This is a genomic window from Leifsonia sp. McL0627, from assembly GCF_058244615.1.
In genome coordinates this window covers 570,612-585,169 of record NZ_JBZCGM010000003.1, presented here as the reverse complement: position 1 = coordinate 585,169, position 14,558 = coordinate 570,612, and the positions used below count along the sequence as shown (strand labels likewise).

Here is a 14,558-nt window from a genome sequence, read left to right as displayed (position 1 = left end):
GAACATTCTGTCAGGAAGGGCGGGTGCGGATGCGAATCGCGCGGGTCTCGGCTGCGGGCGGCTCGCGCTCCGGATGGGCGTGGCCCGGTCCCCCGGCTGGTCGCTGCTACTCCGGGGAGACGGGGGCGGGTCGCGTCGCCTGCGTGGTCGCGGCGGCGGGCTCGGCGAGGAATCGCGACACGGCAGGCAACCACAGGGGCACCGCTGCCGCAACGGCGAGCACCGCCGCGATCGTCAGGCCGATCGCGCTGAACGACCCGGCGCTATCGCTGGCGACGAACCAGGGGGAATTGACGGCGTCCACGAGGAGGATGACGGCGACCGCGCTGACCACGAGCCGCGCCAGCGCCGAGCCGCGGACGACGAAGAGGGCGGCGATCACCTGCACCGCGACAAGGACGATCGTCACCCCGGCCTGCGTGAGCTCCACCAGGGCGGGGCCCCACGCGTCCGGCACGATCAGCGACTGCGCGAGCACCAGCACGGCGACGGCGAACGCGACGAACGCCGCACCCACGGACAGCCACACGGACGGCGCGGCAGCGGCCTGCGCCGCTCCCCCGGGCACTGAGGTGGCTGTGTCTGCCTCCCCGGGCCGCGCATCCGGTGCTGTCACAACCGGCACGTCCTCCCGCACAGAGGTCGGCCGCTCGGCGGCCAGCGCACAACCCGACGCGACCACTGTCAGCGCCGCGAACGCCAGCCAGCTCAGCGACTCCGTGCTCGTCAGGAGGCGCCAGTCGAAGTGCGTCAGGGCCGCGACCTCCGCGACCTGCACCAGCACTCCCAGGCCCGCAAGCACGATCGCGACGACGAGCATGCCCGTCCCCCGCCCGACCGCGGCCCGCCGTCCGACCCCGACGACCACGCAGACGACGGTCGCCACCAGCAACGCCGCACGCAGGCCGTAGTCGGCGGCGAGGATCTGTCCGGTGTCGGTCCCGATCGCCCACAGCGCGTACAGCCAGATCACGCGGAGCGCCGACCAGGCGAGGCCGATGCCGAGGAGCGCTGCGACCGTCGCTGTCCACGCGGCCACGCGCATCCTGGTGTCGTCCGCACGCCAGGCCGCCACTGCGATCCGTCTCGTCGCCCCCATCGAGTCCCCCTCGTCCGAGCCTGCGCCAGCGCACCGCGCCGACGCTCCACCGCGTCTTCGCGGCGTTGCTCGACCCTAGCAGCGGCCGGGGTGGGACGGACGACGAGCTCGCCTCACAGCACAGCACAGCGGAAGCGAAGCCAGCCCGACCGCTCTGGGCACCTCCCCGATGCCGCGGCGCTCAGCCGCCGAAGCGGCGCTGCCTGCGCGAGTAGTCGCGCACGGCGCGAAGGAAGTCGACCTCGCGCAGGTCGGGGCCGAGGGCCTCCACGAAGTAGAACTCGCTGTGGGCACTCTGCCAGAGCATGAAGTCGCTGAGGCGCTGTTCGCCCGACGTCCGGATGACGAGGTCGGGGTCGGGCTGGCCGCCGGTGTACAGGTGCTCGCCGATGAGGTCGGGGGTGAGCAGGTCGGCGAGCGTTTCGAGACTCCCGCCTTTGGCATGGTGGGCCGCGACGATGTCGCGCATCGCGTCGGTGATCTCTTTGCGTCCGCCGTAGCCGACGGCGAGGTTGACGTGCAGGCCCTTGTTCGTGGCCGTGCGGGCCTCAGCGGCCGACAGGGCGGCGACCAGAGGCTCCGGCAGGCCTGCAGTCGAACCGACGTGCTGGACGCGCCAGTCGCGGTAGCGGGAGAGGTCGTCGGCGAGCTCGGCGATGATCTCGATGAGGTCGGAGAGCTCCCCGGACTCGCGGTTGGTGAGATTGTCGCTCGACAGCAGGTAGAGCGTGACCACGGAGATCCCGAGGTCGTCGCACCATTCGAGGAATTCACGCATCTTGGCGGCGCCCGCCCGGTGCCCGTGTGCGACGGTCGTCAGCCCGAGCTGCCGTGCCCAGCGCCGGTTGCCGTCGATGATCATGGCGACGTGGCGCGGCATCGACTCGCCCTGCAGGTCGCGCTTGAGGCGGTTCTGGTAGAGCCCGTAGAGCAGCCCACGTCCGAGGGGGAAACTCCATCTGCTCACGGAAGTACGTTACCGCGACCGTAGGCACGAACTCACAGCATGGGGTCGCGCTGCTCCCGTACCCTTGATTCATGACTGCGCGAAAAGCCCCCAAGCCGGAGCACGTCGCCGGTGTCCCGGACGGGCGGTCGAACGTCCCGCACGGGCGGTCAGACGTGCCGAACGGCCAGGCAGACACCCCCGGTTCGGCTGACGTCGCCGCAGCCGACGTCGCCGCAGCCGACGCCGCCGTCGTCACAGCCGAAGACGACCGCGGACCGGACCTGCCGAACATTCCGCTGCTCGAAGCATCCATCGCCGAACCGGCCGAGATCAAACCGACCTGGCGAGGCTGGATCCACGCCGGAACCTTCCCCGTGACCATCGCCGCCGGAATCGTGCTGATCACGCTCGCGCACGGCGCACCGGCCAAGTGGGCGTCCGCGGTGTTCGTGCTCACCTCCATGCTGCTGTTCGGCAACTCGGCGCTCTACCACCGGTTCAACTGGAAACCGCGGATGAAGATCATCCTCAAGCGGATCGACCACGCGAACATCTTCCTGCTGATCGCGGGAACGTACACGCCGCTCGCCGTCCTCGCGCTCCCGCCGCAGCAGGGGTTCCTGCTGCTCGCCCTGGTCTGGGCCGGCGCGCTCCTCGGCATCGGCTTCCGGGTGTTCTGGATCTCCGCGCCGCGCTGGCTGTACGTCCCGCTCTACCTGGCGCTGGGCTGGGCGGCGATGATGTACATCGTCGACCTGATGAACGCCAACCTCGCCATGATGATCCTGGTGCTCGTCGGCGGACTGTTCTACACCGTCGGCGCGGTGATCTACGGGGTCAAACGGCCGAACCCCGTTCCCGGAGTGTTCGGCTTCCACGAGATCTTCCACACCCTGACGGTGCTGGCTTTCCTGTGCCATTGGACGGCGGTGCTGCTGATCGCAATGCACCCCGTGTACAACGTGGGCTGAGAAGTTCGGCCCGGCCGTCAGCGGCTGCGCCGTCAGCGGCCTGCGTCGTCAGCGGCCTGCGTCGTCAGCGGCCTGCGTCGTCAGCGGCCTGCGTCGTCCGAGCGATCCTGGCCGGTCTGCTCCGCCTGCTCGGCGTCCAGCTTCTCGGCGATCTCCGCCCGGTAACGCACGCGCCGGATGCGCCTGGTCATGTCGATCGCGAGCAGCACGGCGGCCACCGCGACCAGGAACGTCACCACGAAGCCGACGACGCCGGGCGTTACCGAATCCGCGTTCGGACCACTCGACGGGGTCGGCGTCGGAGTCGCAGCGGTGACCCACACGGCCGCGCGCAGCAGCGCATCCTGGATCATCGTGCTCCCTCACGGTCGACGACGATTCCTGCGCACAGGGCGGTTACGGGCATCCGGGTCTCCACTTTCGAGCCGAGGACGAAGCGCAGATTTTCACAGCTTCGTCTCCTAGTGTTGGTTCAAGCCTACCGTCGCCAGGACGGTGCATTTTCCACGGGAGAACGTCCAGTGCAGGGAGAAGGATGGCGGTGACCGAGACACTCGATCACCGTTACGGTCGCACGCCCGGTCGCAAGCGCCGGGATCGCTGGTGGATCATCGGAGTGGCGATCGCGTTCGTCGCGATCTTCGCCGCGTGGACGTTCTGGGCGGGCTGGGACAACAACCAGGCCGACCTGGAGGCGACGGACACCGCATACACGATCACGGATGCGCACCACGTGTCCATCAGCTTCACGGTGAACACGCCGCCCGGCACCCCGGTGACGTGCGCCGTGCAGGCACTCAACGAGTCGTTCGCGATCGTCGGCTGGCGGATCATCAGCTATCCGGCGTCTGAGAAGCGTCTCACGGAGTACACGGAGACGATCAGGACGACCGAGCAGAGCAACACAGGTTTGATTTCCAGCTGCTGGCTGACCTAGGATTCTTCGATACGCCCCGACCGATGTCGGGGCGTCGACTTTATCCAGCCGGTCCCCGGATCGGCCGATCTGCCCAGCCGGTTCCCGGACCGGCGGCGCAAAGGAGTTCATCATGTCTCAGGAATCTCAGGTCAGCTTTCTGACCCAGGATGCGTACGACCGTCTGGCGGCCGAACTCGAGGAGCTCAGCGTCAACGGCCGAAACGAGATCGCGAAACGCATCGAGGCGGCCCGCGAGGAGGGCGACCTCAAGGAGAACGGCGGATACCACGCCGCGAAAGACGAGCAGGGCAAGATCGAGGCCCGCATCATCCAGCTCACCAACCTGCTGCGTCACTCCACCGTGAGCGCCGCCCCCGAGAGCCACGGCGTCGTGGAGCCGGGAACGGTCATCACCGCGACCATCGCCGGTGACGAGAGCAAGTTCCTCATCGGCAACCGCGAGATGGCTGCGGGCACCGACCTGCAGGTCTACAGCGAGGGCTCGCCGCTCGGTGCGGCCATCCTGGGTCTCAAGGTCGACGAGTCCACCTCGTACACGGCGCCCAACGGCAAGCAGATCGCCGTCAGCATCCTGAAGGTCGAGACGTACACCGGCTGAGCCGGCCGTCGATTCGTGCGAAAAGCGCGGTGCGGGTCTCCCGCACCGCGCTTTTTGCACGAGTAGAGGCAACCGCTCGCGCACGACTCGTGCGAAAAGTGCGGTGCCGAAGGTCCGCACCGCACTTTTGGCACGAGTAGAGGCAACCGCTCGCGCACGACTCGTGCGAAAAGTGCGGTGTTGAAGGCGCGCACCGCACTTTTGGCACGAGTCGCGTGGGCACGCCTGCGCAGCGGCGCGGCCCGTGCGGACGCGGACAGGCGGCGCGGCCTACTCGTAGTCGAGGACGGGGTCGTAGCCCGCGGAGCGGAGCGCCTCGATGACGTGGTGGCGGTGGTCCGTGCCGCGGGTCTCGACGCTGACGTCGAGCTCGACCTGGCTGAGCTGCAGGCCGCGGCCGTGGCGGGTGTGCAGCACCTCGACCACGTTGGCGTTGACACCGGCCAGGATCTCGGAGATGCGGGCGAGCTGACCTGGGCGGTCCGGCAGCATGATGGTGAGCTTGAGGTAGCGGTCCGACGCTGCGAGACCGTGGCTGATGATGCGCTGCATCAGCAGCGGGTCGATGTTGCCGCCGGAGAGGATCGCGACCGTCGGGCCGAGCGCGGGGATCTTGCCTGCCAGGATCGCGGCGACGGCGGCCGCACCGGCCGGCTCCACGACGAGCTTCGCGCGTTCGAGGAGCACGAGCAGGGCGCGCGCGATGTCGTCTTCGGAGACCGTGACGATCTCGTCGACGATGTCGCGGATGATCTGGAAGTTGAGAGCGCCCGGCTTGCTCACCGCGATGCCGTCGGCGATGGTCCCGGCGATCGCGATCTCGGTGGGTTCGCCCGCATCCAGGGACGGCGGGTATGCGGCGGCGTTGGCCGCCTGCACGCCGATCACACGGATCTCGCGGCCTTCCGCCGCCGCCCGCTGCTTGACGGCGCTGGCGACACCGGAGATGAGTCCTCCGCCGCCGATCGGGACGACGATGGTGGTTGCATCCGGAACGTCGTCGAGGATTTCGAGGCCGAGCGTGCCCTGACCGGCCACCACATCCGGATGGTCGAACGGCGGGATGAGGACGGCGCCGGTCTCCGCGGCGAAGTCGGCGGCGGCGCGCAGCGTCTCGTCGACGATGCTTCCGCTGAGGACGACGTCTGCTCCGTAGTCGCGCGTGGCCTGGAACTTGGGGATGGCGACGCCGACCGGCATGAAGATGGTGGCGTGGATGCCCAGCTCCCTGGCCGCGAACGCGACACCCTGCGCGTGGTTGCCCGCTGACGCAGCGACGACGCCGCGCGCACGCTCCTCGGCGCTGAGCTTGGCCATCCGGTTGTACGCGCCGCGGATCTTGTACGACCCGGTGCGCTGGAGGTTCTCGCACTTGAGCAGGACGGGGGCGCCGAGCACGTCGGCGAGGAAGCGAGACGTCTCAACCGGTGTCGGGTCGGCGACCCGCGAGACGATCGCACGCGCTGCCTCGATCTCGTCGAGGCTCGGCCCAGCGAAGGGAGTGCGCGTCGAATCTGTCAGCGTGGCCACGACGACAGCCTACTCGCGGACGTATTCCGCGGACCGAATGTGAATAGCGCGGACGCGTTCCCCCGAAACGCCGCTGCTGGCGGCGCCACTCACGTTCGCGCCCTGCGCGGCGGCCGCGGGACCGTCTGCCAGAGCACCGTGTCCGGCGCGGCGAACTTCCCCACCGCTCCCTCCCGCCAGACGCCGCTCGACACGTAGTGCACCATCACATTCAGCACGGCGGCGATCGGGACGGCGAACAACGCTCCGGGGATGCCCGCGAGCAGGGAACCGGCGGCGACCGCCAGCACGACGGCCAGTGGATGCACCTTGACCGCCGTTCCCATGATGAGCGGCTGCAGAACATGCCCCTCGATCTGCTGCACGAGCAGCACGACGCCCAGCATGATGAGCGCGAACACCCAGCCCTTGAAGATCAGCGCGATGAAGACGGCGAGCGCCCCGGTGACGACCGCGCCGACTACGGGGATGAACGAGCCGAGGAACACCAGGACCGCGATCGGGATGACCAACGGCAGCCCGAGGAAGAACGCGCCGAGGCCGATGCCGAGAGCGTCGATGGAGGCGACGAGGATCTGCACCTTCACGAAGTTGCGGAGGGTAACCCAGCCGGCCTGTCCCGCACCGTCGACCGCCGCGCGCGAGCGCTTCGGGAAGATGCGGACGATCCAGCCCCAGATGGAGCGCCCGTCGATGAGGATGAACAGCGTGCTGAACAGCGTGAGCAGGACCCCGGCGAGCACATGGCCGAGGGTCGAGCCGATGGAGAGCGCGCCGGAGATGAAGATCTGGCTGTCCTGCTGGATGGACTTCACGAGCGAGTCGAGCGCGCCGGTGATCTGGCTCTCGCTCAGTCCGAGCGGCCCGGTGGTCAGCCAGCTGCGGAACTGATCGTAGGCGGCCACCGACTGCGTCTGCAGTTCGTGACTCTCCTTCGTGACCTGCCAGATCGCGAGATAGAGCAGACCGCCCACCACGACGATCATCGCCACCATCGCGGCGACGATCGCCGCCCAGCGCGGCCACCGGTGACGGTGCAGGAAGTCGACGAACGGCACGAGCAGGGCCGAGATGAGCACCGCGATCATCAGCGGGATGATGATCAGCCGCAACTGCACCACCAGGAAGATCGCGACCGCGATGACGGCGCCGACCACCAGCAGCCTCCACGACCAGGCGCCCGCCACGAGCATCCCGTGCGGCAGCGAGTCCTCGACGGACGACACTTCCGACGCCCCCGGCCGCCCCTCACGCCCCGGCGTGCCGGTCGGCGGCTTGCGGCGGTTCAGGAACCAGCCTCTGGCCGGTGCACGGTTCTCGCCAGGCGTGACGGTGATCTGTTTCGGCGTCGCGTCGGTCTCTGACATGCTGGCCAGTCTAGGCGGGCGGTTCCGGTGCGCCATGGGGTTGACGCGGGGTGTGGACAAGACACAGGATGCGCCCAGCTGTGGAGGGGCGCGCAGCAGTGGGCACAGCTGTGCGGGCCCGCCCGGTCGCCCGGGCAGCCCGCATCCACTGTCGCTGCGGCTCCTACTCGCGCGGCGCAGCCCCCACCGTGACCGGGGTTCCGGCCAACGACAGGTGGATGCGCTCTCCGGGTGCCGGGGCGTGCCGCGTCTCGTGCTGCACGGCCAGCTCGGTGCCGTCGTCGAGGCGCACCCTGGTGCGCCGCAGCGCGCCGAGGAAGCTCGTCGTGAGCACCACGCCGGGCAGCACGCCGTCGGCGCCCTCACCAGCGAACAGCACGTCCTCCGGTCGCAGGTACACGGTCACCGGGCCGTCCGCGGAGGGCGACACCAGCGGCACGCGCCTCCCGAACACCGTCAGCTCTCCCCCGGCGACGACGCCGCCCACCCGGTTGGTGAGCCCGACGAACTCGGCGACGAACGCCGACGCCGGACGCCGGTACAGCTCCTCCGGCTCCCCGATCTGCTCGATGTCGCCCGCGCGCATCACGGCCACCCGATCGGCGACGGCGAGCGCCTCCTCCTGGTCGTGCGTCACGAAGAACGTGGTGATGCCGAGCTCGGTCTGGATGCGCCGGATCTCGTCGCGCAGCTGCACCCTGACCTTCGCGTCCAAGGCGGACAGCGGCTCGTCCAACAGGAGCACGCGCGGCCGGGTGACGAGCGCCCTGGCGAGGGCGACCCGCTGCTGCTGGCCGCCGGAGAGCTGGTGAGCGTAGCGGTCGGCGTGGTGGTCGAGGCCGACCAGTTCGAGGGCCTCCGCCGCGCGACGGCGGCGGTCCCCGGACGCGACCCTGCGCATCCGGAGCCCGAACTCGACGTTCTGTCCGGCCGTGAGGTGCGGGAACAGGGAGTACGACTGGAAGACCATGCCGAGGTCGCGGCGATTGGTCGGCTGATCGGTGACGTCCTCGCCGTCGATCAGGATGCTGCCGGAGTCGACGCGTTCGAGCCCGGCGAGGGAGCGGAGCGCCGTCGTCTTGCCGCAGCCGCTCGGGCCGAGCAGGGCGATCAGCTCGCCGGGGCGGGCGCTCAGGCTGAGACCGGCGAGGCCCGCCCCTCCGCCGAAGTCGCGGACGACGTCCCGGAGCTCGACGGTGCTGCCGAGGTCGCTGCCGAGCCCGGCGACGAGGGGGGTTTCGAGTGCGGACACGGGCGTCAGCCTTTCGCGGTGCGGCGTCGACGGCCGGCGGTGACGAGCCGATCGACGAGGAAGAGGAGGAGGAACGCGAACACCAGCGCCAGCAGGGCGAAGATGACCGCGACGAACGGATCGGACTGAGACACCAGCAGCAGCGACGTCTGCAGGTTCACCCTGCTGAGCAGCGACGCGATGGTGAACTCGCCGAGCACGACCGCCACCGAGAGCACGCTGGCGGCCAGGATGCCGCGGCGCAGGTTCGGCACCAGGATGCGCAGCAGCACGCTCAGCCAGCCTGCGCCGAGCGAACGGCCGGCCTCGCTGAGAGTGACGACGTCGATGGCCGCGATGTTGCTCTGGATCGCCCGGTAGGCATAAGGGAGCACCAGGATCCCGTAGGCGAACGCGAGCGTCCAGGTGCCGGAGCCGAACAGGTCGGTGACCGCCGCATACGTCGGCGCGAGCCCGACCACCATGACGATGGCGGGGATCACGATCGGCAGCAGGCAGACCAGTTCGAGCGCACGACGCAACCTCGGGATGCGCAACTCGACCAGGATCATCGTCGGCAGCAGCACCAGCAGCACGATGGCGACCGTGACCACGGCCAGCACCAGCGAGTTGCCGAGTCCCTGGTAGATGCGGTCGTAGCGGGTGGTCTCCCCGCTGAACACGAGCACCCACCTGTCGATGTTGTATACGCCGGGCTTCGCGGTGCGGAGGGTGAACTCCACCATCGAGAACAACGGGATGAGGAAGAAGAGGCCGAAGATCGTCCAGATGATCGTCCGCGTGACCGGGCCGGGACCGAAACGGAGCGCCTGGGCCTTCCGCCGGGCACGGTCGCTGCGCGGACGCGGGGCCGGCGGGGTGTTCCGCGCATCCCGCGCATCCCGCGCATCCTGTGCATCCCGCGTACCCTGCGCATCCACTGTGCTGGCCTCCACCGCGCTCACCTCCACCCCACTCATCGCTGCCACCTCGCGGTGCGCGAGGCGAGCGCCGAATACCCGAGCATCACGACGACCATCACCAGGAGCATCCCGAGCGACATGGCCCCGGCGAGGTTGGCGCGGCCGAGAACCGTCTCGGAGATGAGAGCCTGGCGGATCTGCAGCGAGACGATGTTGTTGGCCTGGCCAACGAGGGCGGCGGCGGTCGCGTACGAGGAGAACGCGTTCGCGAACAGCAGCAGCAGGCTGCCGAGGAACGACGGCAGCAGCACCGGGATGCCCACCCGGAACCAGTAGCTCGCCCGGCTGCCGCCGAGGGTCGCGTTCGCTTCCAGCCACTGCGGCTTCAGTCCTTCGAGGGCAGGCATGAACGTGATGACCATCAGCGGGATCTGGAAGTAGAGGTACGGCAGGATGAGGCCGGGCACCGTGTAGAGCCAGACGCCGTTCTCGTAGATGTTGATGTGGAACTGGTTGCGCAGCAGCACGGTCACGAGGCCTTGGGCGCCGATGGTCGCGATGAACGCGAACGCGAGCATGATGCCGCCGAACTGGGCGAAGACGCTGCTGGCGGAGTCGACCAGCGAACGGGACACGCCGCCCGGCCGGGAGCGCAGCATCGCGAAGCAGAGAGCCGCGCCGCCGATCGCGCCGACCACGGCGGTGATCGCGGAGAGGGCGAAGGCGCCGACGAACGAGCCGACGATGGCCGGCTCGGCGAGACCGGTGATGTTCGACCAGGTGAACCGGCCTTCCCCGTCCACGAAGCCGCTGCCGACCGCGATGACCGTCGGGATCGCCAGGAACACGACGACGTAGAAGGCGAACGGGGTGAGGCCGAGGATCGCGGGGAGGCGTGGGCGTCGACGGGCGGCGACAGACGGCGACAGGCGCCGGGTCTCCCCGGCGCCGTCACCGCCCAGCGACGGCGCTGGCGCGCCGACGATGGTCTCTGTCACTAGCCGACCGCGTTCGCCCATTTGGCGTTCAGCAGGGTTCCGGCGTCGGTCGCCTGCTTGTCCGTCATGACGGCCACCTTGTCGAGCTTGCCGGGGAACTCGTCCTTGTTCAGCGTTCCGGCCTTCTCCATCGCATCCACACGGGCCGGGTACGCGCCACCCTTGAGCCAGGCGTTCTGCGCGGCGTCGGTGTAGAGGTACTCCTCCCAGAGGCGGGCGGCCGCCGGGTGCGGGGCGTCCTTGTTGATGGCCTGGTTGTAGTAGCCGACGTATGCGGTGCCGGGGAGCACGGTGTACTTCCAGTTCACGCCGCCGCCCTTGATGGTGTCGGAAGTCGTGTAGCCCTTCTGGTTGAACGACCAGTCGAGCAGCACCGGGGTCTCACCCGAGGCGATGGTGTTCGGCTTGCCGTCGGCGGCGTTCCAGTTGCCGGCCTTCTTGAGCTTGGCGAACCAGTCGACGCCCGGGGTGAGGTCGTCGAGCGTTCCGCCGGCCTGCAGGTCGGCATAAGCGACGGCGCCGGCGGCCGCTGCGGCCTGCGTGGGGTTGCCGTTCAGCGCGACAGCGCCCTTGTAGGCGGAGCCGAGCAGGTCGTCGAGGCTCTTCGGCGCCGACTTGATCTTGTTGGCGTCGTAGCCGACGGCCATGACGCCGTAGTACCCGACCTTCCAGAGACCGGTGCTCTCCTTCTGCGCGGCGGGGATGTCGTCCCAGCCGGTCGGCTTGTACGCCGCGAAGTAGTCGGTGTTCGCGAGGGCGACCGAGGAGCCGATGTCGAAGGTGTCCGGAGCGGTGTCCTGGCCCTTGAGCTTCTTGGCCGCGTCGATCTCCTCCTGGCTGGAGGCGCTGTCCTGGCTGGGGTTGATCGTGATGCCGTACTTCTTGGTGAAGCCGTCGAAGATCTCCTGATAGTTGGCCCAGTCGCCCGGTGTCGCGATGATGTTGAGGCTGCCCTCCTTCTTCGCGGCTGCGATGAGCGCATCCATGCCGCCCGCCGCCTTCACGTCGACAGCCGACGCGATGTCCTTCGACGCGGTCGGGTCTGCTGCGTTCGCTCCGCCGGTGCAGGCGGCGAGCGAGAGTGCGACGACGGTGGCCGCGGCGGCAAGGCCGGCGACGCGTGCGCGCTTGTTGGTCACTATTCCTCCAGTGTGGGGTACTCGGAATGTCGTCCGGCGTTCGGTCGCCGGGCAGCGGATTCCCGTCCGAGCCGTGGCCAACGTATGGCGGCCCGTCGACCGGCCGGGGGTCGCGCAATGGACGGCAGGTGAACGACCGGAGAAGGACTGTCCGAGGGTGCCGCTATGGTCGACATCGTGGTTGAAAAGCTCTCCCCCGCGCTCGCACGTCGTGTCGCCCTGGCCGCGCAGGGGTTCGGCCGCCCGCATCCGTCCACGGTCGGCACGCGGCAGCTCAACGGGGTGATCGACCGCATCAACCTGCTGCAGATCGACTCGGTGAACGTCTTCGAGCGCAGCCACTACCTGCCGGTGTTCGCGCGGCTGGGCGCCTACGACAAGGCGCTGCTCGACAGGCTGACCTTCGAGGCGAAGGCGCCGCACACGGAGTACTGGCCGCACGAGGCCGGGTTCATGCGGCGGGAGGACTGGCCGCTGTTCCAGTGGCGGATGGATGCGTACCGCGCCCGCTACGGCACGGATCCGGACAGCTGGTACCAGAGCAACACATCCACGGTGGAGTGGTTGCGGGCGGAACTCGCCGAACGCGGACCGCTCGTCGCCGGAGAGATCGAGCACGACGCGAACAAGCGCAGCGGGCCGTGGTGGGGCTGGTCGGACGTGAAACGGGCGCTCGAGTACCTGTTCCTGTTCGGCGAGGTGGCGGTCGCAGGACGCACGCGGTTCCAGCGGCGGTACGCGCTCGCGGGAGACGTGCTTCCCGCGTCCGTTTTGGCGTCCACGGTGCCGACACCGGATGCGGTGCGCGAGCTGATCCGCCGCTCAGCGGTCGCACACGGGGTCGGCACGGCCGGCGACCTGGGCGACTACTACCGCATCAAGCGCGCACCCGCCACCGCCGCCATCCAGGAACTCGAAGACGCCGGAGAGCTGATCCCGGTGACCGTCGGCGGGTGGGAGCGCGGCGGCAAGCCGGAGAAGGCGTGGCTGCACCGGGATGCGCGGCTCCCCCGCCGCGTGGAGGCCGCCGCCCTGCTCTCGCCGTTCGACCCCGTGGTCTGGTACCGCGACCGCGCGCTGCGGATGTTCGAATTCCACTACCGCATCGAGATCTACACGCCGGCCGAGAAGCGGATCTTCGGGTACTACACGCTGCCCCTGCTGCTCGACGACCGGGTGGTCGGCCGAGTGGACCTGAAGAGCGACCGGCAAGCGCGCGTGCTGCGCGTGCAGTCGGCGTGGTCGGAGCCGGGTGCGCCGGCGGACACGGTGGAGCGGCTCGTGCCGCTGCTACGCAGCACGGCCGCGTGGCAGGGTCTCGACGCCGTGGCGGTCGCGGCGCCGCACCGCGGCGACCTCGCGCCGCGGCTGGCCGCCGCACTCTGACGCAGCCCGCCGTCGAAAGCGTGAAGAGGTTCGGACTCGATTGCAGGTCTGCGGGGCGTAGTGTGCGGGCATGAGTTCACCGCTGGAGTATCTGGATGCTGCCGGGGCCGATGAGGCCGACTTCGAATCGCCGATGCGCGAGCTCTACGCCTACCGCGACGGCGAGAGCTGGCGCGACGGTTTCGTCACCGGCGTGAAACCCGGCGGCGCGCAGGACGGCGCGACGCTGGTGCAGTTCGACGGCCGCATCTGGGTCCCCGCCGCCGAGGTGCGCGCGTCGGACCACTACGTCGCCGTGCTGCTGAATCCCGACGACAGCGTCTACACCGAAGTCGTGCAGAGCTTCATCGACGGCAAGCCGGCCGACCCCATCCGGGATGTGGCGACCGTCGACGGCCAGACCGTGGGCACCGCCTGGCACCCCGTGGATGCGCCGAGCGCCACCTCCACGCGCGTCCCCTACCGCTACGCCGGCACCACCGAGCTCGGCTGAGCCCCGCCCAGGTCACCTGGTGACCTAGAAGTTGGAGCCCATCTTCTCGAGGCGCTCAACGCGCTCGGGGATGGGAGGGTGCGTGCTGAAGAGGCGGCTCATCAGGCTGGGCTTCAGTGGGTTGGCGATCCAGAGGTGCGCCATGGACGAGTTCTGCTTCTGCATCGGGCGACCGTAAGCCTCCAGCTTGAGCAGGGCGCTGGCCAGCGCATCCGGATGCCGGGTGGTCATGGCGCCGGTGGCGTCGGCGAGGTATTCGCGCTGCCGGGAGACGGCGAGTTGCACGAGCGTCGCGACGAGCGGGGCGATGATCGCGGCGATCAGTCCGAAGACGATGATCACCGGGTTGCCGCCGCCACCGCCTCCCCCGTTGCTGTTGTTGCGGTTGCCCATGCCGCCGAAGAATGCCATGCGCAGGAAGATGTCGGCGATGAAGCCGATGGCGACCGTGAGGCCGAAGACGATCATCGACAACCGGATGTCGTAGTTGCGGACGTGCCCGAGCTCGTGCGCCATGACGCCTTCGAGTTCGGCGTCGGTCATGATGTCGAGCAGCCCCGTGGTGGCGGCGACGGAGGCGTGCTCCGGGTCGCGTCCGGTCGCGAACGCATTCGGGGCCGGATCGTTGACGACGTAGACCGCCGGCATCGGCGTGCCCGTGGTGATCGACAGGTTCTCGACGACGTTCCACAGCCGCGGGTTGTCTGATTTGGTGATGGGGACGGCCCCCGACATGCTCAGCGCCTGGCTGCTCGCCAGGAAGTACTGGACAACCGCGTAGAGGGTGGCGCCGATGACCACGACCCAGAGGATCGTGTAGCTGTTGTAGATGAAGCTCGCGAGCCACCCGAGCCCACCGATGATCAGCAGGAACAGCAGGATGGTGAAGACCGTGTTGCGCTTGTTCCTGGCTATCGCCCTATACATCGCCGCC

The 14,558-nt window shown here is 69.1% G+C and carries 15 protein-coding genes; 5 read left to right on the top strand and 10 right to left on the bottom strand.

Going from position 1 to position 14,558, the window contains the following annotated elements; all coding sequences use genetic code 11:
* Positions 1 to 106: 106 nt before the first annotated feature.
* Positions 107 to 1,099 (bottom strand): hypothetical protein, encoded by a 993-nt coding sequence (locus AC37TH_RS11045; protein ID WP_490764401.1) that lies wholly within the window; start codon positions 1,097 to 1,099, stop codon positions 107 to 109.
* 181 nt (positions 1,100 to 1,280) lie between these two features.
* A complete protein-coding gene (locus AC37TH_RS11040) occupies positions 1,281 to 2,066 on the bottom strand; it encodes an isoprenyl transferase (RefSeq protein WP_490764400.1) in 786 nt (261 codons plus the stop codon).
* A gap of 263 nt (positions 2,067 to 2,329) precedes the next feature.
* Between AC37TH_RS11040 and trhA the strand changes: the two genes are divergently transcribed.
* Positions 2,330 to 3,019 carry a PAQR family membrane homeostasis protein TrhA gene (trhA, locus tag AC37TH_RS11035; RefSeq protein ID WP_490765099.1) on the top strand — a complete coding sequence of 230 codons (690 nt, stop codon included), beginning with the start codon at positions 2,330 to 2,332 and terminating at the stop codon, positions 3,017 to 3,019.
* A gap of 80 nt (positions 3,020 to 3,099) precedes the next feature.
* Here trhA and AC37TH_RS11030 read toward each other — a convergent pair whose 3' ends face one another.
* On the bottom strand, positions 3,100 to 3,372 hold the full coding sequence (locus tag AC37TH_RS11030; protein ID WP_490764399.1) for a hypothetical protein: 273 nt from the start codon (positions 3,370 to 3,372) through the stop codon (positions 3,100 to 3,102).
* 188 nt (positions 3,373 to 3,560) lie between these two features.
* Between AC37TH_RS11030 and AC37TH_RS11025 the strand changes: the two genes are divergently transcribed.
* Positions 3,561 to 3,956: a DUF4307 domain-containing protein gene (locus AC37TH_RS11025; protein ID WP_490764398.1), complete on the top strand. Its 396-nt coding sequence runs from the start codon at positions 3,561 to 3,563 to the stop codon at positions 3,954 to 3,956.
* A 112-nt stretch (positions 3,957 to 4,068) separates the two neighbouring features.
* Positions 4,069 to 4,557 carry a transcription elongation factor GreA gene (gene greA / locus AC37TH_RS11020; protein WP_490764397.1) on the top strand — a complete coding sequence of 163 codons (489 nt, stop codon included), beginning with the start codon at positions 4,069 to 4,071 and terminating at the stop codon, positions 4,555 to 4,557.
* Between the two features lie 270 nt (positions 4,558 to 4,827).
* Here greA and ilvA read toward each other — a convergent pair whose 3' ends face one another.
* The 6 genes from ilvA to AC37TH_RS10990 form a co-directional block, all read right to left on the bottom strand.
* On the bottom strand, positions 4,828 to 6,087 hold the full coding sequence (gene ilvA, locus AC37TH_RS11015) for a threonine ammonia-lyase (protein ID WP_490764396.1): 1,260 nt from the start codon (positions 6,085 to 6,087) through the stop codon (positions 4,828 to 4,830).
* An 89-nt stretch (positions 6,088 to 6,176) separates the two neighbouring features.
* Positions 6,177 to 7,454, bottom strand: coding sequence for an AI-2E family transporter (locus tag AC37TH_RS11010; RefSeq protein WP_490764395.1), 1,278 nt, complete (start codon positions 7,452 to 7,454; stop codon positions 6,177 to 6,179).
* Positions 7,455 to 7,617: 163 nt separating this feature from the next.
* The gene (locus AC37TH_RS11005) at positions 7,618 to 8,706 is read right to left on the bottom strand and encodes an ABC transporter ATP-binding protein (RefSeq protein ID WP_490764394.1); all 1,089 of its coding nucleotides are present in this window, start codon (positions 8,704 to 8,706) and stop codon (positions 7,618 to 7,620) included.
* 5 nt (positions 8,707 to 8,711) lie between these two features.
* Positions 8,712 to 9,665: an ABC transporter permease gene (locus AC37TH_RS11000; RefSeq protein ID WP_490764393.1), complete on the bottom strand. Its 954-nt coding sequence runs from the start codon at positions 9,663 to 9,665 to the stop codon at positions 8,712 to 8,714.
* A complete protein-coding gene (locus AC37TH_RS10995; RefSeq protein ID WP_490764392.1) occupies positions 9,662 to 10,627 on the bottom strand; it encodes an ABC transporter permease in 966 nt (321 codons plus the stop codon). The genes AC37TH_RS11000 and AC37TH_RS10995 overlap by 4 nt, the downstream gene beginning before the upstream one ends.
* Positions 10,606 to 11,745, bottom strand: coding sequence for an ABC transporter substrate-binding protein (locus AC37TH_RS10990; RefSeq protein ID WP_490764391.1), 1,140 nt, complete (start codon positions 11,743 to 11,745; stop codon positions 10,606 to 10,608). The genes AC37TH_RS10995 and AC37TH_RS10990 overlap by 22 nt, the downstream gene beginning before the upstream one ends.
* Positions 11,746 to 11,922: 177 nt before the next feature.
* Here AC37TH_RS10990 and AC37TH_RS10985 point away from each other — a divergent pair, with 177 nt between their 5' ends.
* Positions 11,923 to 13,131 (top strand): winged helix-turn-helix domain-containing protein, encoded by a 1,209-nt coding sequence (locus AC37TH_RS10985; RefSeq protein ID WP_490765098.1) that lies wholly within the window; start codon positions 11,923 to 11,925, stop codon positions 13,129 to 13,131.
* A 70-nt stretch (positions 13,132 to 13,201) separates the two neighbouring features.
* Positions 13,202 to 13,624, top strand: a complete 423-nt coding sequence (locus tag AC37TH_RS10980) for a hypothetical protein (protein ID WP_490764390.1) — start codon at positions 13,202 to 13,204, stop codon at positions 13,622 to 13,624.
* A gap of 24 nt (positions 13,625 to 13,648) precedes the next feature.
* Here AC37TH_RS10980 and AC37TH_RS10975 read toward each other — a convergent pair whose 3' ends face one another.
* Positions 13,649 to 14,551 carry a M48 family metallopeptidase gene (locus tag AC37TH_RS10975; protein ID WP_490764389.1) on the bottom strand — a complete coding sequence of 301 codons (903 nt, stop codon included), beginning with the start codon at positions 14,549 to 14,551 and terminating at the stop codon, positions 13,649 to 13,651.
* Positions 14,552 to 14,558: the final 7 nt, after the last annotated feature.

Bases quoted from the DNA above. Each gene is read 5' to 3' on its own strand.
- AC37TH_RS11045 (WP_490764401.1), bottom strand. From the start codon at position 1,099: ATGGGGGCGACGAGACGGATCGCAGTGGCGGCCTGGCGTGCGGACGAC.
- AC37TH_RS11030 (WP_490764399.1), bottom strand. From the start codon at position 3,372: ATGATCCAGGATGCGCTGCTGCGCGCGGCCGTGTGGGTCACCGCTGCG.
- greA (WP_490764397.1), top strand. From the start codon at position 4,069: ATGTCTCAGGAATCTCAGGTCAGCTTTCTGACCCAGGATGCGTACGAC.
- AC37TH_RS11010 (WP_490764395.1), bottom strand. From the start codon at position 7,454: ATGTCAGAGACCGACGCGACGCCGAAACAGATCACCGTCACGCCTGGC.
- AC37TH_RS11000 (WP_490764393.1), bottom strand. From the start codon at position 9,665: ATGAGTGGGGTGGAGGTGAGCGCGGTGGAGGCCAGCACAGTGGATGCG.
- AC37TH_RS10995 (WP_490764392.1), bottom strand. From the start codon at position 10,627: ATGGGCGAACGCGGTCGGCTAGTGACAGAGACCATCGTCGGCGCGCCA.
- AC37TH_RS10980 (WP_490764390.1), top strand. From the start codon at position 13,202: ATGAGTTCACCGCTGGAGTATCTGGATGCTGCCGGGGCCGATGAGGCC.
- AC37TH_RS10975 (WP_490764389.1), bottom strand. From the start codon at position 14,551: ATGTATAGGGCGATAGCCAGGAACAAGCGCAACACGGTCTTCACCATC.